The organism is Variovorax sp. GW821-FHT10D07 (assembly GCF_059415325.1).
Map to the genome: position 1 here is coordinate 255,354 of NZ_JBWKMZ010000002.1, position 19,121 is coordinate 274,474.

15 protein-coding genes are annotated in these 19,121 nt (G+C 67.9%); 4 read left to right on the forward strand and 11 right to left on the reverse strand.

The annotated features are described in order from the left end of the window. Positions 1 to 105: 105 nt before the first annotated feature. Positions 106 to 873: a PP2C family protein-serine/threonine phosphatase gene (locus tag AC07PU_RS06415; RefSeq protein WP_093342626.1), complete on the forward strand. Its 768-nt coding sequence runs from the start codon at positions 106 to 108 to the stop codon at positions 871 to 873. Positions 874 to 908: 35 nt separating this feature from the next. Here AC07PU_RS06415 and AC07PU_RS06420 read toward each other — a convergent pair whose 3' ends face one another. The 8 genes from AC07PU_RS06420 to AC07PU_RS06455 form a co-directional block, all read right to left on the reverse strand. Further along, positions 909 to 1,571, reverse strand: a complete 663-nt coding sequence (locus tag AC07PU_RS06420; protein WP_093342628.1) for a hypothetical protein — start codon at positions 1,569 to 1,571, stop codon at positions 909 to 911. Then, entirely contained in the window at positions 1,568 to 2,665 is a 1,098-nt protein-coding gene (gene zapE, locus AC07PU_RS06425) for a cell division protein ZapE (RefSeq protein ID WP_093342630.1), read from the reverse strand. Before zapE ends, AC07PU_RS06420 begins: the two co-directional genes overlap by 4 nt. A 73-nt stretch (positions 2,666 to 2,738) precedes the next feature. Further along, entirely contained in the window at positions 2,739 to 4,169 is a 1,431-nt protein-coding gene (lpdA, locus tag AC07PU_RS06430) for a dihydrolipoyl dehydrogenase (protein WP_431512467.1), read from the reverse strand. A gap of 14 nt (positions 4,170 to 4,183) precedes the next feature. Beyond that, positions 4,184 to 5,458 (reverse strand): 2-oxoglutarate dehydrogenase complex dihydrolipoyllysine-residue succinyltransferase, encoded by a 1,275-nt coding sequence (gene odhB, locus AC07PU_RS06435; RefSeq protein WP_093342632.1) that lies wholly within the window; start codon positions 5,456 to 5,458, stop codon positions 4,184 to 4,186. Between the two features lie 138 nt (positions 5,459 to 5,596). Continuing rightward, positions 5,597 to 8,473 carry a 2-oxoglutarate dehydrogenase E1 component gene (locus AC07PU_RS06440; RefSeq protein ID WP_093342634.1) on the reverse strand — a complete coding sequence of 959 codons (2,877 nt, stop codon included), beginning with the start codon at positions 8,471 to 8,473 and terminating at the stop codon, positions 5,597 to 5,599. A gap of 180 nt (positions 8,474 to 8,653) precedes the next feature. After that, positions 8,654 to 10,642 carry a propionate--CoA ligase gene (locus AC07PU_RS06445; RefSeq protein ID WP_495316182.1) on the reverse strand — a complete coding sequence of 663 codons (1,989 nt, stop codon included), beginning with the start codon at positions 10,640 to 10,642 and terminating at the stop codon, positions 8,654 to 8,656. A 109-nt stretch (positions 10,643 to 10,751) separates the two neighbouring features. Continuing rightward, on the reverse strand, positions 10,752 to 11,354 hold the full coding sequence (locus AC07PU_RS06450; protein WP_093342637.1) for an isochorismatase family protein: 603 nt from the start codon (positions 11,352 to 11,354) through the stop codon (positions 10,752 to 10,754). A 92-nt stretch (positions 11,355 to 11,446) separates the two neighbouring features. Next, the gene (locus AC07PU_RS06455) at positions 11,447 to 12,070 is read right to left on the reverse strand and encodes a TetR/AcrR family transcriptional regulator (protein WP_209540735.1); all 624 of its coding nucleotides are present in this window, start codon (positions 12,068 to 12,070) and stop codon (positions 11,447 to 11,449) included. Positions 12,071 to 12,201: 131 nt separating this feature from the next. Here AC07PU_RS06455 and AC07PU_RS06460 point away from each other — a divergent pair, with 131 nt between their 5' ends. Both AC07PU_RS06460 and AC07PU_RS06465 read left to right on the forward strand, forming a co-directional pair. Further along, positions 12,202 to 13,836 (forward strand): 4-hydroxyphenylacetate 3-hydroxylase family protein, encoded by a 1,635-nt coding sequence (locus AC07PU_RS06460; RefSeq protein ID WP_495316185.1) that lies wholly within the window; start codon positions 12,202 to 12,204, stop codon positions 13,834 to 13,836. 10 nt (positions 13,837 to 13,846) lie between these two features. Next, positions 13,847 to 14,638 carry an alpha/beta fold hydrolase gene (locus AC07PU_RS06465; RefSeq protein ID WP_495316187.1) on the forward strand — a complete coding sequence of 264 codons (792 nt, stop codon included), beginning with the start codon at positions 13,847 to 13,849 and terminating at the stop codon, positions 14,636 to 14,638. 3 nt (positions 14,639 to 14,641) lie between these two features. Here the strand turns inward: AC07PU_RS06465 and AC07PU_RS06470 are convergent, their stop codons facing one another. After that, entirely contained in the window at positions 14,642 to 15,721 is a 1,080-nt protein-coding gene (locus tag AC07PU_RS06470) for a PQQ-dependent sugar dehydrogenase (RefSeq protein WP_495316189.1), read from the reverse strand. A gap of 282 nt (positions 15,722 to 16,003) precedes the next feature. On the opposite strand from AC07PU_RS06470, the gene AC07PU_RS06475 reads away from it, so the two are divergent. Further along, positions 16,004 to 16,585, forward strand: coding sequence for a C40 family peptidase (locus tag AC07PU_RS06475; RefSeq protein WP_093342645.1), 582 nt, complete (start codon positions 16,004 to 16,006; stop codon positions 16,583 to 16,585). Between the two features lie 106 nt (positions 16,586 to 16,691). Here AC07PU_RS06475 and lpdA (AC07PU_RS06480) read toward each other — a convergent pair whose 3' ends face one another. Next, positions 16,692 to 18,512 (reverse strand): dihydrolipoyl dehydrogenase, encoded by a 1,821-nt coding sequence (gene lpdA / locus AC07PU_RS06480; protein WP_495316191.1) that lies wholly within the window; start codon positions 18,510 to 18,512, stop codon positions 16,692 to 16,694. Further along, complete coding sequence (locus AC07PU_RS06485; protein ID WP_057593671.1) at positions 18,509 to 19,102, reverse strand: Ntn hydrolase family protein; 594 nt, start codon at positions 19,100 to 19,102, stop codon at positions 18,509 to 18,511. Before AC07PU_RS06485 ends, lpdA (AC07PU_RS06480) begins: the two co-directional genes overlap by 4 nt. Positions 19,103 to 19,121: the final 19 nt, after the last annotated feature.

Consider the following 19,121-nt stretch of genomic DNA (forward strand, 5'->3'; position numbering starts at 1 on the left):
AGCGGACGCATCTTCTGCGCGGCTCGGGCTCGGGTTCATTCGATAATACGTCGTGATCCGAACTCCAGAGAAGACAGGCGGCGCTGCATCGGCGCATTCGCGCTCATGACCCAAGGCTTTCGACTCGTTGCCGCCACCGGCCTGCACAAGGGCGACCGCCCCTACCAGCAGGACCAGGTGCTGCTGATCGCGCATCCGCGCACGCCGGGCTGCGTGCTCGCCGTGGTGGCCGACGGCATGGGCGGGCGCAGCGGCGGACGCAAGGCCTCCGACCAGGTGCTGATGACCGCGCGCCAGCTCTTCGCGCGCTACAACCCGGCGCGCGACGAAGCCGAGGCGCTGCTGCGCCAGCTGCTCGAGGACGCGCACACGGTGATCAAGCTCACCGCCGTGTCGAGCGAGCAGGAACCGCACAGCACGCTGGCCGCCTTCCTCATGAACCCGACCGGCGACTGCGCCTGGATCCACGCGGGCGATTCGCGCATCTACCACTTCCACGACGGCCGGCTGATCAAGCGCACGCGCGACCATTCGTACGTGCAGACGCTGATCGACCGCGGCGAGATCACCGAGGCCGAGGCCAACGTGCATCCGCAGGGCAACATCCTGCTCGGCTGCCTGGGCATGCGCTCGACGCCGCCGCCGATCGCACCCGACCAGGTGCCGAGGATGCAGCCCGGCGACCTGCTGATGGCCTGCAGCGACGGCCTGTGGCACTACTTCACCCCCGAGGAACTCGCGAGCGTGCTTCATGCGCAGCCGCCGCGCGATGCGGTCGAGATCCTGGTGGGCGAAGCACGCCGCCGGGCGCATGGCACCGGCGACAACATCTCGATCGCGGTGCTCAAGCTCGAGCCCCTGCCGGCAGCCTGAAATCTCCGCGGCCCGCGCGGGCCGTTGCGCGGCGGTCAGGGCTTCGCAGCCGGCTCCGCGGGCGGCAGGGGCGCGCCACGCGGCTTGGTGCGGTTGGTGTTCTGCCGCTCGCGGCTGGCGCGGTGCTCCTCGGCCTTGCGCTGCTTTTCCTCGTAGCGCTGGGCCTGCGCGGGCGCCTCGGCGCGGCGCTGCGCGGCCTTGGCCTGCTCGGCGGCCTGGTTGCTCTGCTTCTGGTCGAACTGGCGCTGGCGCTCGGGCGCTTCCGCGGCCGTCGCGGCACGGCCTTCGGCATGGTCGGCGGCACGCTGTTCGCGTTCGCGCTGGTTCTGCTGGGACTGCTCGCGCTGCTGCGCGGAATCCTGCGGGCGTTCGGTGGTCTTCTTCTCGTCGAGCTTGCGCAGCTCGGCGGCGCCGCGGCGCTGGCGCTCGATGTCGTTGATCGACGATTCCTGGCGCTTGATGTGGTCGTTCTCGGTGCGGCGGCGCGCGCGGCTGTCGCGCAGGCAGTCCTCGACCGCGAATTTGGCGTAGCAGGCCTTGCGCTCGTTCTCGTAGCGCGCCTCGATGGCGGCGCGCTCGCTGGCCAGGCGGTTGCGCTCGGCCTCGAGATCGGCGACGCCGGCAGCGGCGCTGGACTGGGCCCAGGCCGGCAGGCCGGCCAACGACATCCACAGGGCAAGGACGAGGGTTTTCTTCATGTGAGGCGAGTGTCGACGATGCGGCGTTCCAGCGCGAGGAATTCGGCCGACTGCATCTCGTTGAGCCGCGAGACCGTGCGCGGAAACTCGTGCGCCAGCGGCCCCTCGGTGTACAACGCCTCCGCCGGTACCTCGGCCGACATGATGAGCTTGACGCGGCGGTCGTACAGCACGTCGACCAGCCAGGTGAAGCGGCGCGCCTCCGAGGCCATGCGCACCGGCATGTGCGGCACATCGGACAGCAGCACGGTGTGGAACTGGCTCGCGATCTCGAGGTAGTCGTTCTGCGAGCGCGGACCGCCGCACAGCGTCTTGAAGTCGAACCAGACGACGCCGCCGGCCTTGCGGCGCGCGCGGATCTCGCGCGACTCGATGTGCAGCACCGGGTTCTCGTCGGCCGTCTCGGCCAGCTTCTCGAAGGCCTTGCGCATCTCCTTCTCGGCGCCGGCATCGTTCGGCGTCAGGTACATGCGCAGTTGCTCCATGGTGCGGCGTCGGTAGTCGGTGCCGTTGTCCACGCTGAGCACCTCGAGCTTCTGGTTCAGCAGCTCGATGGCGGGCAGGATGCGGTCGCGGTGCAGCCCGCCGGGATAGAGGTCGTCGGGCTTGAAATTGGAGGTGGTGACGAAGCCCACGCCGTTCTCGAACAGCGCCATCAGCAGCCGATGCAGGATCATCGCGTCGGTGATGTCGGCGACGTGGAACTCGTCGAAACAGATCAGCTTGTAGCGCTTCGAGATGCGCAGGCCCAGCTCGTCGAGCGGGTTGACGGTGCCCTGCAGCTCGCGCAGTTCGCGGTGCACCTCGCGCATGAACTCGTGGAAGTGCAGGCGCGTCTTGCGCCGCAGCGGCACGGCGTTGAAGAAGAGGTCCATCAGGAAGCTCTTCCCGCGCCCCACCCCGCCGTACATGTAGACGCCGCGCGGCAGCTCGGGCCGGTTGATGAGCTTCTTCAGCGCATTGGAACGCTGCGACTTGTACGCGGCCCATTCCGTGGCGCAGCGATCGAGCGCCTCGACGGCCCTCAGCTGCGCGGGATCGCTCTTGAACCCGCGTGTGGCGAGTTCCGCTTCGTAGGCCTGTTTGACGCTCAAGGGATCGGAATGCTAGGTGTTGGGGGCTACGGGCGGCCAGCGAATGGCCGCCCGCAGCGGGGTCGCCGCTGGATCAGAAGTTCAGCGTGCGCTTGTCCACCGCCAGGGCGGCTTCCTTGGTGGCTTCCGACAGCGAGGGGTGCGCGTGGCAGATGCGCGCGATGTCCTCGGCGCTGGCCTTGAACTCCATCGCCACCACGGCTTCGGAGATCAGCTCGCTGGCCTGCGGGCCGACGATGTGCACGCCCAGGATCTCGTCCGTGGTCGCGTCGGCCAGGAACTTGACCAGGCCGGTCGTGTCGCCGAGCGCACGCGCGCGGCCGTTGGCCAGGAACGGGAAGGTGCCGGCCTTGTAGGCGCGGCCCGAGGCCTTGAGCTGCTGTTCGGTCTGGCCGACCCACGCGATCTCGGGGCTGGTATAGATCACCCACGGCACGGTGTTGAAGTTGACGTGCCCGTGCTGGCCGGCAATGCGCTCGGCCACGGCAACACCCTCTTCTTCCGCCTTGTGCGCGAGCATCGGGCCGCGCACCACGTCGCCGATCGCCCACACGTTCGGCAGGCTGGTCTTGCAGTCGTCGTCCACGGCGATGGCGCCGCGCTCGTCGAGCTTCAGGCCCACGGCTTCGGCGTTCAGGCCGATGGTGTTGGGCACGCGGCCGATCGAGACGATCAGCTTGTCGACCTCGAGCGTCTGGGCTTCGCCCTTGGCGTTGGTCCAGGCCACGCTCACGCCGTTCTTGCCCGACTTGATCTCGCCGACCTTCACGCCGAGCTCGATCTTCAGGCCCTGCTTGTCGAAGGCCTTCTTGGCTTCCTTGGCGATCTGCTCGTCGACCGCGCCGAGGAAGGTCGGCAGCGCTTCGAGCACCGTGACTTCGGCGCCGAGGCGGCGCCACACCGAGCCCATCTCGAGGCCGATGACGCCCGAGCCGATCAGGCCCAGCTTCTTCGGCACCGCGCCGATGCGCAGGGCGCCGTCGTTCGAGAGGATGTTCTCCTCGTCGAAGGCCGCGCCGGGCAGCGCACGGGCGTTGGAGCCGGTGGCGACGATGATGTGCTTGCCGGTGATGGTTTCCTCGGCGGCGCCGGTCACCTTGATGTCGTAGCCGGCGTCGCCGGCCTTCTCGAACGCGCCACGGCCGTGGAAGAAGCTGATCTTGTTCTTCTTGAACAGGTACAGGATGCCGTCGTTGTTCTGCTTCACGACCTGGTCCTTGCGGGCCAGCATCTTGGCGAGGTCGATGCCGAGGCCCTCGACCTTGATGCCGTGGTCGGCGAAGTGGTGGTTCGCCTGCTCGTAGTGCTCCGACGACTGCAGCAACGCCTTCGAGGGGATGCAGCCGACGTTGGTGCAGGTGCCGCCCGGTGCCGGGCCGCCCTTGCCGTTCTTCCACTCGTCGATGCAGGCGACGTTGAAGCCGAGCTGCGCCGCGCGGATGGCGGCGATGTAGCCGCCGGGGCCGCCACCGATGACGATGACGTCGAATTGTTTGTTGGCCATCTGATTCTTCCTCCTCAGATGTCGAACAGCAGGCGCGACGGATCCTCGAGCGCTTCCTTCATGGCGACCAGGCCCAGCACGGCTTCGCGGCCGTCGATGATGCGGTGGTCGTAGCTCATCGCCAGGTAGTTCATCGGACGGATGACGATCTGGCCGTTCTCGACCACGGCACGGTCCTTGGTGGCGTGCACGCCGAGGATCGCGGACTGGGGCGGGTTGATGATCGGGGTCGAGAGCATCGAGCCGAAGGTGCCGCCGTTCGAGATCGAGAAGGTGCCGCCGGTCATCTCTTCGATGCCCAGCTTGCCGTCCTGTGCCTTCTTGCCGTACTCGGCGATCTTCTTCTCGATGTCGGCGAAGCTCATCTGGTCGGCATTGCGCAGGATCGGCACCACCAGGCCGCGCGGCGAACCGACGGCGATGCCGATGTCGAAGTAGCCGTGGTACAGGATGTCGTTGCCGTCGACCGAGGCGTTGATCACCGGGTACTTCTTGAGCGCGTGCACCGCGGCCTTCACGAAGAAGCTCATGAAGCCGAGCTTGACGCCGTGTTCCTTGGTGAAGCTGTCCTGGAAGCGCTTGCGCAGTTCCATGACGGGCGCCATGTTGACTTCGTTGAAGGTCGTGAGGATGGCGTTGGTCGACTGCGATTGCAGCAGGCGCTCGGCGATGCGGGCGCGCAGGCGGCTCATCGGCACGCGCTGTTCGGGGCGCTCGCCCAGGTCCGGCGCGCTGGTGGGCGCGGCTACCTGCGGCAGCGCGGGCTTGGCGGCCGGCGCGGGGATCGCGGCGGGCGCGGCCTTGGCGGTGGCACCCGAGGCGACGGCGCCGAGCACGTCGCCCTTGGTCACGCGGCCGTCCTTGCCGGTGCCGGCGACGTCGCTGGTCTTGAGGTTGTTGTCGGCCAGCAGCTTGGCGGCGGCGGGCATCGCGACGTCGGACTTGGCACCGCCGGTGGCGGCAGCAGCGGCTGCCGCGGGCGCAGCGGCGGCGGGTGCCGGGGCGGCAGCGGCGGGCGCGGCGGCCGGAGCGGCGGCGCCGGCCTTGCCTTCGGTGTCGATCTTCGCGATCAGCTGCTCGGCCACGACGGTGGCGCCGTCGCCTTGCACGATCTCGGCCAGCACGCCGGCGGCGGGCGCCGGCACTTCGAGCACGACCTTGTCGGTCTCGATCTCGATCAGGATTTCATCGATGGCGACGGCTTCGCCGGCCTTCTTCTTCCAGGTGAGCATGGTGGCTTCGGCCACCGATTCGGACAGCTGAGGGACTTTGACTTCTACGATAGACATTTGGAGTTTGCTCCGCTTTGATTTGTGTGTGCCCCTGGGGCCGGGGTTCGCCCGGCCCGCCCCTCGTGGGGGATCGGGCGATGTGGCCGTGCCACATGCGCCCGAGCGGGTTGTTCGTGTTGAAAGGAGATCGTTCTATTACTTGGTCAGCACGAAGCCCTTGAGCTTGGCGAAGGCGGCATCGACCAGTGCCTTCTGCTGTTCCTGGTGCAGGTGCGAGTAGCCGACGGCCGGCGAGGCCGAGGCCGCGCGGCCGGCGTAGCCGAGCTTCTGGCCTTCCTGCATGTTCTCGTGGATGTAGTGCTGCACGAAGAACCAGGCGCCCTGGTTCTGCGGTTCGTCCTGGCACCACACCACGTCGACGAGGTTCGGGTACTTCTTGATCTCGGCCGCGAAGGCCTTGTGCGGGAACGGATAGAGCTGCTCGACGCGGATGATGGCCACGTCGTCGTCGCCGCGTTCCTCGCGCTTCTTGGCCAGGTCGTAGTAGACCTTGCCCGAACAGGCGACCAGGCGCTTGACCTTCTCGGCCTTGAGCGCCTTGCTTTCCGGAATGATGGTCTGGAAGCTGCCCTTGGTGAACTCGGCCAGCGGCGAGGTCGCGTCCTTGTTGCGCAGCAGCGACTTGGGCGTGAGGATGATCAGCGGCTTGCGCAGGTTGCGCACCATCTGGCGGCGCAGCACGTGGAAGATCTGGCTGGCCGTGGTCGGCTGCACCACCTGCATGTTGGTGTCGGCGCTCAGCTGCATGAAGCGCTCGAGGCGCGCCGAGCTGTGCTCGGGGCCCTGGCCTTCGTAGCCGTGCGGCAGCATCATCGTCAGGCCGTTGACGCGGCCCCACTTGACTTCGCCCGAGGCGATGAACTGGTCGATCACCACCTGCGCGCCGTTCACGAAGTCGCCGAACTGGGCTTCCCAGATCACCAGCGTGTTCGGGTCGTTCGAGGCGTAGCCGTATTCGAACGCGAGCACCGCTTCTTCCGACAGGATCGAGTCGATCACGACGAACGGGGCCTGGTTGTCGGCAACGTTCTGCAGCGGCGTGTAGGTGCCTTCGTCGAACTTCTCGCGGTTCTGGTCGTGCAGCACGGCGTGGCGGTGCGTGAACGTGCCGCGGCCCGAGTCCTCGCCCGACAGGCGCACCGGGTAGCCGCTGGCCACCAGCGAGGCGAAGGCCATGTGCTCGCCCATGCCCCAGTCGACGTTGACGTCGCCGCGGCCCATGGCGGCGCGGTCGTCGAGCACCTTCTTGACCAGCGGATGCACCGTGAAGCCTTGCGGCACGGTGGTGATCTTCTCAGCCAGGCGCTTCCACTCGCTCGAGGGAATCGCGGTGTCGCCGGCGTCGGTCCACTTCTTGTTGAGGTACGGGCTCCAGTCGACGGCGTACTTGCTCTTGAAGTTGGTCAGCACCGGGTCGACGGTGTTCTTGCCTTCGTCGAAGGCGGCGCGCTGCGCCTTGACCATGTCGTCGCCGAGCGTGTCGCCCAGGCCCTGCGCGGCCAGCTTGTCGGCGTACAGCTTGCGCGTGCCGGGGTGCTGGGCGATCTTCTTGTACATCAGCGGCTGGGTCAGCGAGGGGGTGTCCTGCTCGTTGTGGCCCAGCTTGCGGAAGCAGATGATGTCCACGACCACGTCCTTCTGGAATTCCATGCGGAAGTCCAGCGCGATCTGGGTGGCGAGCACCACGGCTTCGGGATCGTCGCCGTTCACGTGCAGCACCGGCGCCTCGATCATCTTGACGATGTCGGTGCAATACAGCGTCGAGCGGCTGTCGCGCGGGTCGCTGGTGGTGAAGCCGATCTGGTTGTTGATGACGATGTGCACCGTGCCGCCCGTGGAGTAGCCACGGGTTTCGGCCAGCGCCAGCGTTTCCATCACGACACCCTGGCCCGCGAAGGCGGCGTCGCCGTGCACGATCACGGGCAGCACCTGCTTGCCCAGCGGGTCGGCGCGGCGGTCCATGCGCGCGCGCACCGAGCCTTCGACCACGGGATTCACGATCTCGAGGTGCGAAGGGTTGAACGCGAGGCTCAGGTGGACCGGGCCGCCGGGGGTGGTCACGTCCGAGCTGAAGCCCTGGTGGTACTTGACGTCGCCGCTGGGCAGGTCTTCAGGCGCGGTGTGGTCGAACTCGGCGAACAGGTCGGCCGGCATCTTGCCGAGCGAGTTGACCAGCACGTTGAGGCGGCCGCGGTGGGCCATGCCGATCACGATTTCCTGCACGCCCTTGGCGCCGGCCTGGTTGATCAGCTCGTCCATCGAGACGATGAAGCTTTCGCCGCCTTCGAGCGAGAAGCGCTTCTGGCCGACGTACTTGGTGTGCAGGAAGCGCTCGAGGCCCTCGGCCGCGGTCAGGCGGTTGAGCACGTGCTTCTTCTGCTCGGCGCTGAGCTTGGGGTTGGTGCGGGCGCTTTCGAGCCGCTGCTGCCACCAGCGCTTGTGGTTCTGGTCGGTGGTGTACATGTACTCGGCACCCATGGTGCCGCAGTACGTTTCGCGCAGTGCGTTGAGCAGGTCGCGCAAGGACATGGTGTCCTTGCCGAAGAAGGTGTTGCTGGTGTTGAACACCGTCTCGAGGTCGGCGTCGGTGAAGCCGTAGAACGAGGGCTCGAGTTCGGGAATGGCGGGACGCTCGGCGCGCTTGAGCGGGTCGAGGTCGGCCCAGCGGGCGCCGACATTGCGGTAGGCGGCGATCAGTTGCTGGACGGCAGTGCGCTTGCGGCCGAGTTCGGAATCGGCGCCGCTGGCCTGCACGACCTTGGTCGTGCCCTGCTTCGCCAGTTCGGCAAAAGCGTTGATGACCGGCTGGTGCGGAACGTCGCGGGTGTTGGTGCCGTCGGCGGCGGGGACGTGCTGCAGCGCGTCGAAGTAGGTGCGCCAGTTGTCGGGCACGCTGCCGGGGTTGGCGAGGTAGTTTTCGTACATCTCCTCGACATAGGGCGCGTTGCCGCCGAAGAGATAGGTGTTGCCTTGGTAGGCGGCATACACCGATGGAGTCGATGAATCGCTCATATTGCGCTGACCTTCGCTTCCCTGTGGGAAGCACGAGCTGGTTTAAGAAACCTTCCGCGACACGGCTGAACCGATTGGCGGATGCGACTGTGGCTGGGGAAGGGCCTGAGTACCGGGCGATTGTGCCACGCCAACCATATGACGGTTGAAAGCGGATGCACAACCCCCCAGGCGTGGCGCTCAGGCCGGCTTGAGTAACAGTTTGATCTGCTGCAGCGTGGCGGGGTCGTCGATGGTCGTCAGGTCGCCCGGATCGCGGCCCTCGCAGACCGCCTGGATGGCGCGGCGCAGCAATTTGCCGCTGCGGGTCTTGGGCAGCCCGCCCACGAAGCGCACCCGCGCCGGCCGGGCCAGCGCGCCCAGCTGGTCGGCCACGGTCTTCATGATCTCGCCCTCGAGCTTCAGCGCCACGGCGTCGTCGCTCACGGCCTGCCCGTCCTTGGGCACCACGAAGGCCATCGCGACCTGGCCCTTGAGCGCATCGGCCACGCCCACCACGGCCACCTCGGCCACGCCCGCGTGGCCCGAGATGCTTTCCTCGATCTCGCGCGTGCCGAGCCGGTGGCCGGCCACGTTGATCACGTCGTCGGTGCGCCCGAGGATGTAGAAATAGCCGTCCTCGTCGCGGATGCCCCAGTCGAAGGTCGAATAGACCATCTTGCCGGGCACGCTCTTCCAGTAGGTGTTGACGAAGCGCGCGTCGTCCTTCCAGATGGTCTGCATGAAGCCCGGCGGCGTCGGGCCCTCGACCACGACCACGCCCTTCTCGTTCGGGGCGGTCAGTTCCTCGCCGGTCGACTCGTGCAGGATCTTCACCTTGTAGCCGTACATCGGCACGCCGGGGCTGCCGAACTTGCTGGGCTTCTTCTCGATGCCGTTGGCGATGGTGATGATCGGCCAGCCCGATTCGGTCTGCCAGTAGTTGTCGATGATCGGCACGCCCAGGCCCTCGGCGATCCAGCGGCCCGTGGGCTCGTCGAGCGGCTCGCCGGCCAGGAACAGCGCGCGCAAGGTGGAGAGGTCGTATGTCTTGAGTAGCGCCGGGTCCTGCTTCTTGAGCACGCGCACCGCGGTCGGCGCGCTGAACATCACCGTCACCTTGTACTTCTCGACCAGCCGCCACCAGATGCCGCCGTCGGGCTGGCCATCGAGTCCCTGCGTGGGCAGGCCCTCATACATCACCGTCGCCATGCCGGCGATCAGCGGGCCGTAGACGATGTAGCTGTGGCCCACGACCCAGCCGATGTCGCTGGTGGAGAAATAGGTCTCGCCGGGCCGCCCGTCGAAGATGTGCTTCATGCTCGCGGCCAGCGCCACCGCGTAGCCGCCCACGTCGCGCTGCACGCCCTTGGGCTTGCCGGTGGTGCCGCTGGTGTAGATGGTGTAGCTGATCTCGGTCGACTCGAGCCAGGTGCAGGGCACCTGCGCGTCGAGGTGCTTTTGCCGCAGCTCGCTCGCCAGGTGGTCGCGCCCCGCCACCAGCGCCATGGGGGCCAGGCCGCGGTCGGTCAGCAGCACCGCGTCGGGCTTGTGCTTCGACAGGCGGATCGCCTCGTCGAGCAGCGGCTTGTACGCGATCACCTTGCCGCCGCGCGAACCGGCGTCGGCGCTCACCACCACCTTGGGCTCGGCGTCCTCGATGCGCGTGGCCAGCGAGCCGCTCGCGAAACCGCCGAACACCACGCAGTGGATGGCGCCGATGCGCGCGCAGGCCAGCATCGCGAATGCGGCCTCGGGAATCATCGGCATGTAGATCAGCACGCGGTCGCCGCGGCCCACGCCCAGGTCGGCCAGGCTGGCGGCGGTGCGCTGCACCTCGGCATGCAGCTCGCGGAAGCTGTAGCTCTTCTCGGTGCCGGTCTCGGTCGAGACGAAGATCAGCGCCGGCTGGTCGCCGCGCTCGGCCAGGTGGCGGTCGACGGCGTTGTGGCACAGGTTGGTGGTGCCGCCGACGAACCAGCGCGCGAACGGCGGCTGGCCGGCGTCGAGGATCTTCTGCGGCGGGCTCTGCCAGTCGATGAGCCGGGCCTGCTCGGCCCAGAAGGCCTCGGGCGCGTCGATGGACTGGCGGTGGAATTCTTCGTAGCGGCTCATCGGTGTTGTCTCCTGATCTTGGGAAATCGGCCCGGCGCCGAACCTGCGAAAGGTTGGCGCCGAAACTGAATTCATAATTATGGAGCCCGATCTTGCAGCAGGCTGACGCGCGCCACAAGCGGATGAAACCGGGGCCGGCCGGCTGCCGCCCCTCTTCTATTAGATGGAAGGTAGCCCGACCCTCTCAGCGCACCAGCGCGAGCAGCTCCGGAAAGGCCGGATGCTCGGCCGTACGCAGCCATTCGAAGCCGACCATCTCCGTCGTCACCAGCTCGGCGCCCGCGCCGGCCAGGCGGTCGAAAGCGGCGTCGCGGTTGCGCTCGGTGCGCGAACCGCAGGCATCGGTGACGACCCAGACCTCGAACTCGTCCTCCAGCAGGTCGAGCGCCGTCTGCAGCAGGCAGACATGGGCTTCGCAGCCGGCGATGACGATGGTGTTGCGCTCCTCGGCAGCCGCGGCCGGCTTCTGCAGGTGCTTGGGCAGGCTGCGCGCATTGCCCTGCGGCGCCTTGGCCGGCACGCGCAGCCATTCGCCCAGTCCCTCTTCAACGCCACTGAAGTGCATCTTCGGCAGCGTGCGGCGGCACAGCGCGCGGATGTCGGGCAGGTTCTCGCCGAGCTTGGACGGGTTGTGCTCGGTGCCGAAGACCGGCACGTCGAACAGCCGGGCCATCTTGCCGAGGCGGACCGCGTTCTGCGCCACCGCCTCCGACTCGAAGATCGCCGGCATCAGTCGAGCCTGATAGTCGACCAGCACGAGTTGGGATTGGGATGCGTCGAGCAGCATGGGCGGGGTTCTTTCTTCTGACGAGGGTTGCGGGGCGGCCGTGCGCCCGAAACCCTGGAAACTAACACCAAAGCACCGGCGTGCGGACCGGCTCAGGCGGCCGGCGCCCCGACGCGGGCCACGAGCTGCCCGATGTAGGCCTCGAACAGCGCATCGGCCGACTGCCCGAACATGCGGATGCGCCCGGTGTGCCGCATCAGCAGCAGGCCCACGCCGTGCGCGAACAGCGCGGTGTTCTCGCGCAGCGCGTCGGCGGCATCGAGCCCCATCGCGCGCAGCGCTTCCTCGCAGGGGTTGAGCGCCTCCTTCAACTGGTCGTTGAGCGCATGGTCGAGCTCGCTGGTCAGGCCGCGCGGCCGCATGCCGTGCACCAGGTAGAAGCCGAGGTCGAGCTCGCGCGGATGGGCCGCGTAGAAGCCGAACCAGGCCCGCGCCTTGGACGCCAGCGTCAGCGCGGGCCGGTCCGCGAAGGCCTCGGCCTCGGCCACCGCGGTGCACAGGCGCAGCAGCGATTCGTCGAGCAGCGCGGCATAGATCGCCTCCTTGCTCTCGAAGTACGAATAGATGGCGCCGGGCGTGTAGCCGGCGCGGCGCGCGATCTCGCGAATGCTCGCGCCCTCGATGCCGGCCTCGGAGAACACGGCCCGCGCCGCGTCGAGCACCAGCGCGCGGCGCGCGTCGCTCAGGGTCTGTCGTCGTTGGAGCTTGGCCTGCATGGGCTGGACTGTAGCCCTTCTTTTAAGCGTTGCTCATTTTTCTTAACGGTTGATCAATTTTTTGAACAGTGTTTAAATTTCGCGAAGCCGGCCCGTTCCGGCCTGCACGACAACCACCGGAGACACCCACGATGAACGCCCCGCTTCCCTCGGCCGCGCTGATGTCCGGCGCCGACTACCGCGAATCGCTGCGCCGCTACAAGCCCGTCGTCTACGTCGACGGCCGGCGGGTCGAGAGCGTGGCCGACGAGCCGGCGTTCCGCCCCGGCATCAACGCCATCGCCCTGACCTACGACCATGCGCTGAAGACGCAGTACGAACCGCTGATGACCGCGGTGCAGCACACCAGCGGCAAGCGCGTGAACCGGCTCTCGCACATCAACACCAGCGCCGGCGACCTGCTCAACAAGCTCGAGGCGGTGCGGCTGGTGTGCCAGGAAACCGGCTGCGCGCAGCGCTACCTCACGCACGACGCGCTCAACGCGATCGCCCAGGTGTCGGCGCGCATCGACGACGCGCGCGGCAGCGGCGAGCACACGGCGCGCTTCCTCGAGTACCTGCACCGCGTCCAGGACCAGGACCTGACCCTGGGCGTGGCCATGACCGACGCCAAGGGCGACCGCAGCCGCCGGCCGCACGAGCAGGCCAACGTCGACAGCTACGTGCACGTGGTGGAGCGCAACGCGCGCGGCATCGTGATCTCGGGCACCAAGGCCATCGTGACCGGCGCGCCCTACGTGCACGAGCTGCTGGTCATGCCCTGCCGCAACATGGGCCGCGAGGACGCCGACTTCGCCGTCTGCTGCGCGGTGCCGCTCGACGCGCCGGGCCTGACCATCGTGGCACGCCCGGCCGGGCGGCCCGGCGAGAAGCTGGAGCATGGCGACGCCCTGTTCAGCCGCAAGTACGGCCAGAGCACCGGCGTGTGCATCTTCGACCGCGTGCTGGTGCCCTGGGAGCGCGTGTTCTACGACGGCTCCAACGGCAGCTGGGAGCATTCGGGCCACCTCACCTACAGCTACGCCACCCACCACCGCCACAGCTGCATCGGCGCGCGCGCGGGCTTCGGCGACCTGCTGATCGGCGCCGGCGCGCTGATGTGCGAGGCCAACGGCTTCGACCCGGGCAAGGAGAGCCATCTGCGCGAGCAGATGGTCGAGCTCATCAGCATCACCGAGGGCTTCTTCGCCTGCGGCGTGGCGGCCAGCGTCTACGGCAAGGCCGACGAGCACTGCCCGGTCTTCATGCCCGACCCGGTGTTCAGCAACATCGGCAAGCTGCTGCTGGCGACCAAGATCTACGACATGCACCGCATCGCCCACACCGTGAGCGGCGGCCTGATCGTCACCCTGCCCGGCCCCGACGAGGACCACAACCCCGAGACCGCGGCGCGGCTGTCGGACGTGCTGCGCGCCAATCCGGCCGTGCCCTACGAGCAGCGCATCGAGGCGGCCCGCTTCATCGAGGACCTGACGGCCGGCTACCAGGGCGGCTGGTACAGCGTGATCAGCCTGCATGGCGGCGGTTCGCCGGCGGCGATGAAGCAGGAGATCTGGCGCCACTACCCGGTGGGCTCGAAGGTGGAGCTGGTCGAGCGGCTGCTCGAGCGCGGCATCGCCGCCGACGGCTCGCCCGCGGCCGCGCCGCACGATCCGCAGCGCGCGATCACGCGCAACCGCCAGCCCGGCAAGTGCTGCGACACGGGGTGCACGACGCCCGGGCAGCCGGTGATGGTCGAACTGCCCAAGCCTCATCGCGCCGCCTAGACTGGGCGGGATGAAAGTCCTGACGAAGCGGCTCTGCCTCGCGGCCCTCGGCGTGGGCGCCGCGCTGCTGCTGGCCGGCTGCGGCGGCGTGCGCAAGAGCACCGTGCCGCTGGCGACCATGCTCGAGACCCAGCGCTGCACGCGCCAGGCCGACACCCTGCTCGTGATGCTGCCGGGCGCCTATTCGACGCCCGACGAGTTCGAGCGCGAGGGTTTCGTCGAGGCGGTGCGCGAGAACCGGCTCGCGGTCGACGTGATGCTGGTCGACGCGCACCTGGGCTACTACAACGACAGGACCGTGCTCGAGCGGCTGAACGCCGACGTGATCGCACCCGCGCGGCGCCAGGGCTACCGCCAGATCTGGATCGTCGGCATCTCGCTCGGCGGCTTCGGCGGCCTGCTCTATGCGCAGACGCATCCGGGCGAGCTGGCCGGCGTGGTGGCGATCGCGCCCTACCTGGGAGAACGTACGCTGAGCACCGACATCGCCAACGCGGGCGGCCTCGCGAAATGGAACGGGCCGCTCGACGCGGCCACCGCGCCCCCGCGCACGCCGAACGAAACCCAGCTCTGGCAATGGCTGCGCGGCTACGCGGGCCATACGCAGACGGCGGGCCCGCGCCCACCGCTATACCTGGGCTACGGGCTCGACGACCGCTTCGCCTTCAGCCACCGGCTGCTGGCCGGCGTACTGCCGGCGCCGCGCGTCTTCACCACCGAGGGCGGCCACGACTGGCCCGAATGGCGACGCCTGTGGCAGCGGATGCTGCCGACACTGTCGCTGCCCGGCTGCCCCGGCTGATGCTCAGTTCGGCCGCAGCCGCAGCAGCTTGCCGTTCGACTCGTCGGTCAGCACGTAGAGCAGGCCGTCGGGCCCCTGCTTCACGTCGCGGATGCGCGCGCGTCCGTCCTCGAGCAGCTTGTGCTCGGCCACCACCTTGCCGTTCTTGAGCTCGATGCGGTCGAGGTAGCCGAACTTCAGCGAGCCGACGAAGAGATTGCCCTTCCACGCGGCGCCATAGCGGTCGCTGGTCAGGAAGGCCATGCCCGAGGTCGCGATCGACGGCACCCAGTAGTGCAGCGGTTGCTCCATGCCTTCCTTGGCCGTGATGCCGTCGCCGATCTTGCCGCCGCCATAGTTCTCGCCGTAGGTGATGACGGGCCAGCCGTAGTTGCGGCCGGCCTGCACGACATTGATCTCGTCGCCGCCCTGCGGGCCGTGCTCGGTCATCCACAGGCGGCCGTCGGGCCCGAGCGTGGCGCCCTGCCCGTTGCGATGGCCGTAGCTCCAAATCTCGGGCAGCGGACCGGGCCGGCCGGCGAAGGGGTTGTCGTCGGGCACGCTGCCGTCCTTGCGGATGCGCACGATCTTGCCGAGGTGGTTGTCGAGCCGCTGCGCGTCCTCCTTGCGGCTGAAGCGGTCGCCGAGCGTGAGGTAGAGCGTGCCGTCGCCGCCGTCGACGATGCGGCAGCCGAAGTGGGCGCGGCTCGCGACCTTGGGCTTCTGGCTGAAGATGATCTGCAGGTTCTCGAGCCGCGTGTCGTCGGGCGACAGCCGCGCCCGCGCGAGCGCGGTGCTGTTGGCGCTGCCGCCGGCATCGGGCTCCGAGAAGCAGAAGTACAGCGTGCGGTTGCTGCGGAAGTCCGTGTCGACGAGCACGTCGAGCAAGCCGCCCTGCCCGCCGGCCGCAATGGGCGGCAGGCCCGCCAGCGGCGCGCCCGGCTTGCCGTCCTTCGCCACGATGCGGATGCGCCCCGGCTTCTCGGTCACCACGAAACGATCGCCCGGCAGGAAGCCCACGCCCCAGGGGCTCTCGAGCCCCGTGGCCACCGTCTCAGATCGCCCCTGCGCCATGGCGGCCGCGCCAAAGATCAAACCCAACATGACGAAAACACGGCCGACGACGCGCCGGGAGGTCTCTGACAGCGATTTCATGTGTTTTCCCCGCAAAACGAATGATCTTGGCGGTTTTTCAAACCCACATGAAGACAGTTGTCGACTTCGAAGGGTCTTGGAGGCCGAACTGTTTATCCGGCATCACCGGTCGACCGTTACATTTTAGTTGTCCGATGATTCAAATTTTTCAAGTAAATCAACGGGTTGGCGGCACAATCTCTAATTCAGATCAAATTGACAGTGCCCGCCGTCATCAATATCCTACGCGCCATGCGTTTTTTCGTCCTACCCGCGTCCCTCCTGATTGCCGTCGCTGCCCACGCAGCTCCCCAACCACCGGACCGGTCCGACGAAGTCGGCCAACTGCTGGCCGAAAAGGGCCTGGTGGGGCAATTGAGGCAAGTCCGCCAGACCGTCACGGAGCGCACCTCCGACCTCGTGATGACTGCCATCGGTTTCCTCGGTGTTCCGTACCGCCGCGGCGGTAACTCTGAAGACACCGGCTTCGATTGCAGCGGCTTCGTGCGCGCCATGTACAACCAGACGGTCGGCCACATGCTGCCGCGCCGCGCGGAAGAACAGGCCGCCGCCACCGAGAAGATCGACCGCAGCGAGCTCAAGCCCGGCGACCTCGTGTTCTTCAACACCATGCGCCGCGCCTTCAGCCATGTCGGCATCTACGTCGGTGAAGGCAAGTTCATCCACTCGCCGCGCTCGGGCGCACAGGTGCGCGTGGAAGACATGAACGGCAGCTACTGGAGCCGCCGCTTCGACGGCGCCCGCCGCGTGCTCGGCGGCGGATCGAACGACGAGATCCGCGCCGCCGCGGCTTCGGCTCGCACCGGCGACTGAATTCCCCTCCTTCGGCCCACTTCGCACTGGGGCCGGGACGAAAAAAATCCCGCTGCCGCGGGATTTTTTCTTTGGGCAAAGGCCGCGAGGCGGCCCCCCCGATCCCTCAGCGCTTTTGCGGCGGCAAATCGGTGCAGGTCCCGTGCGCCACTTCCGCCGCCATGCCGATGCTCTCGCCCAGCGTGGGATGCGGATGGATGGTCTTGCCGATGTCGATCTCGTCGGCGCCCATCTCGATGGCCAGCGCGATCTCGCCGATCATGTCGCCGGCATGGGTGCCGACGATGCCGCCGCCGAGGATGCGGTGCGTCTCGGCGTCGAACAGCAGCTTGGTGAAGCCCTCGTCGCGGCCGTTGGCGATGGCGCGGCCCGAGGCGGTCCAGGGGAACAGGCCCTTCTTGACCTTCACGCCCTCGGCCTTGGCCTGGTCCTCGGTGAGGCCCACCCACGCCACCTCGGGGTCGGTGTAGGCCACGCTCGGGATCACGCGGGCATTGAAGGCCGCGCTCGCGAGTTCCTTGTCGCCCTTGAGCTCGCCCGCGATCACCTCGGCCGCCACGTGCGCCTCGTGCACCGCCTTGTGGGCCAGCATCGGCTGGCCGACGATGTCGCCGATGGCGAAGATGTGCGGCACGTTGGTGCGCATCTGGATGTCGACCGGGATGAAGCCACGCTCGCCCACGGCCACGCCGGCCTTCTCGGCGCCGATCTTCTTGCCGTTGGGGCTGCGGCCCACGGCCTGCAGCACCAGGTCGTAGACCTGCGGTTCCTTGGGCGCGTTCTCGCCCTCGAAGGTGACCTTGATGCCCTCCTTCGTGGCCTCGGCGCCGACCGTCTTGGTCTTGAGCATGAGGTTGTCGAAGCGCGGCGCGTTCATCTTCTGCCAGACCTTCACCAGGTCGCGGTCGGCGCCCTGCATCAGGCCGTCGAGCATCTCGACCACGTCGAGGCGCGCGCCGAGCGAGGAATACACGGTGCCCATCTCGAGGCCGATGATGCCGCCGCCCAGGATCAGCATGCGCTTGGGATCGGTGCCGAGCTCGAGCGCGCCGGTGGAGTCGACCACGCGCGGGTCCTTCGGCATGAAGGGCAGGCTCACGGCCTGCGAACCGGCGGCGATGATGGCGCTGCGGAACTTCACGGTCTGCTTGCTGCCGGTGGTGTTCCAGCTCGTGCCCGAGGTCTCCTCGACCTCGATGTGATGCGGGTCGACGAAGTTGCCGACGCCGCGCAACACCGTGACCTTGCGCATCTTGGCCATGGCCGTGAGGCCGCCCGTGAGCTTGCTCACCACCTTGTTCTTGTGGCCCAGCAGCTTGGCGCGGTCGACCGTGGGCGCGGCGAAGCTCACGCCGAGGTCGGCGAAGTGCTTGACCTCGTCCATCACCGAGGCCACGTGCAGCAGCGCCTTCGAGGGGATGCAGCCGACGTTGAGGCAGACGCCGCCGAGGGTGGCGTAGCGCTCGATCAGCACGACCTTCAGGCCGAGGTCGGCCGCGCGGAAGGCGGCCGAGTAGCCGCCGGGGCCGGCGCCGAGCACGATGACGTCGCATTCGACGTCGACCTTGCCGCCGTAGTTCGAGGCCGCGGGTGCCGCAACCGGGGCCGGTGCGGGCGCCGCAGCCTTGGGCGCGGGCGCCGCGGCGGCGGGCGCCGGGGCCGCTGCAGCCGGCGCCGGCGCGGCGGCGGCATCCGCCTCCAGCGTCAGCACCACCGAGCCTTCCTTGACCTTGTCGCCCACCTTCACCGCCAGCGACTTCACCACGCCGGCCGCGGACGACGGGATCTCCATCGAGGCCTTGTCCGATTCGACCGTGATCAGCGATTGCTCGGCCTTCACCGTGTCGCCCACCTTCACCAGCACCTCGATCACCGCCACTTCGTCGAAGTCGCCGATGTCGGGCACCTTGATTTGTTGTTCGCTCATTTGGACACTTTCAGTTTGAGTGTGAGAGAGTCGACCGGTCCGGCCGAATTGCGATCGAATTCGCAGGCGGCGGCGATCCCCGCCTCCGCCACGTCGCGCGCCGAGCGCGACTTCTGGTCGTACACCGCATGCATGGCACCGAGCGCGAAGCTGCGTCCCGAGCCGATGCTCCAGAACTGCTTGAACTCGAACACCTCGCGGTAGCTGTAGATGCCGTAGATCCCGCTCGCGTTGGCAAGCAGCATCGTGAACTGGCTCGACTCGTAGGGCTCGTGGTCGTCTTCCTTGGTCTCCATGAAGAACGAGCTCTTGAGCACCGGATGCAGCATCGTGAAGGTGCGGAACACCTCGTGCTTGCTGCCGAACAGCAGCGACTCGCGCGGCTGCGCGGCCAGTGCATGCTGCAGCACCAGGAAGTGCGCCGCGGCGCCGGCCATCGCGAACAGGCTGTGGCCGGCGGCGTCCTCGATCGAGAAGATCTTCTGGTTCGCCTCCTGCCGGTGCGTGAGCCGCGTGTCCCCGAAGGTCACGAGCGCGTCGGCCGCCATGGCGACCTGGCCGTTCTTGCGGACGGCCACGACCGTGGTCATGGGGCCTCGCGCCGGTTCG

Coding starts and splice junctions, on each gene's coding strand:
- AC07PU_RS06475 (WP_093342645.1), top strand. CDS start 16,004: ATGCGTTTTTTCGTCCTACCCGCGTCCCTCCTGATTGCCGTCGCTGCC.
- AC07PU_RS06465 (WP_495316187.1), top strand. CDS start 13,847: ATGAAAGTCCTGACGAAGCGGCTCTGCCTCGCGGCCCTCGGCGTGGGC.
- AC07PU_RS06450 (WP_093342637.1), bottom strand. CDS start 11,354: ATGCTGCTCGACGCATCCCAATCCCAACTCGTGCTGGTCGACTATCAG.
- odhB (WP_093342632.1), bottom strand. CDS start 5,458: ATGTCTATCGTAGAAGTCAAAGTCCCTCAGCTGTCCGAATCGGTGGCC.
- AC07PU_RS06455 (WP_209540735.1), bottom strand. CDS start 12,070: ATGCAGGCCAAGCTCCAACGACGACAGACCCTGAGCGACGCGCGCCGC.
- AC07PU_RS06485 (WP_057593671.1), bottom strand. CDS start 19,102: ATGACCACGGTCGTGGCCGTCCGCAAGAACGGCCAGGTCGCCATGGCG.
- AC07PU_RS06415 (WP_093342626.1), top strand. CDS start 106: ATGACCCAAGGCTTTCGACTCGTTGCCGCCACCGGCCTGCACAAGGGC.
- lpdA (WP_431512467.1), bottom strand. CDS start 4,169: ATGGCCAACAAACAATTCGACGTCATCGTCATCGGTGGCGGCCCCGGC.
- AC07PU_RS06470 (WP_495316189.1), bottom strand. CDS start 15,721: ATGTTGGGTTTGATCTTTGGCGCGGCCGCCATGGCGCAGGGGCGATCT.
- AC07PU_RS06460 (WP_495316185.1), top strand. CDS start 12,202: ATGAACGCCCCGCTTCCCTCGGCCGCGCTGATGTCCGGCGCCGACTAC.
- AC07PU_RS06420 (WP_093342628.1), bottom strand. CDS start 1,571: ATGAAGAAAACCCTCGTCCTTGCCCTGTGGATGTCGTTGGCCGGCCTG.
- AC07PU_RS06445 (WP_495316182.1), bottom strand. CDS start 10,642: ATGAATTCAGTTTCGGCGCCAACCTTTCGCAGGTTCGGCGCCGGGCCG.
- lpdA (WP_495316191.1), bottom strand. CDS start 18,512: ATGAGCGAACAACAAATCAAGGTGCCCGACATCGGCGACTTCGACGAA.
- AC07PU_RS06440 (WP_093342634.1), bottom strand. CDS start 8,473: ATGAGCGATTCATCGACTCCATCGGTGTATGCCGCCTACCAAGGCAAC.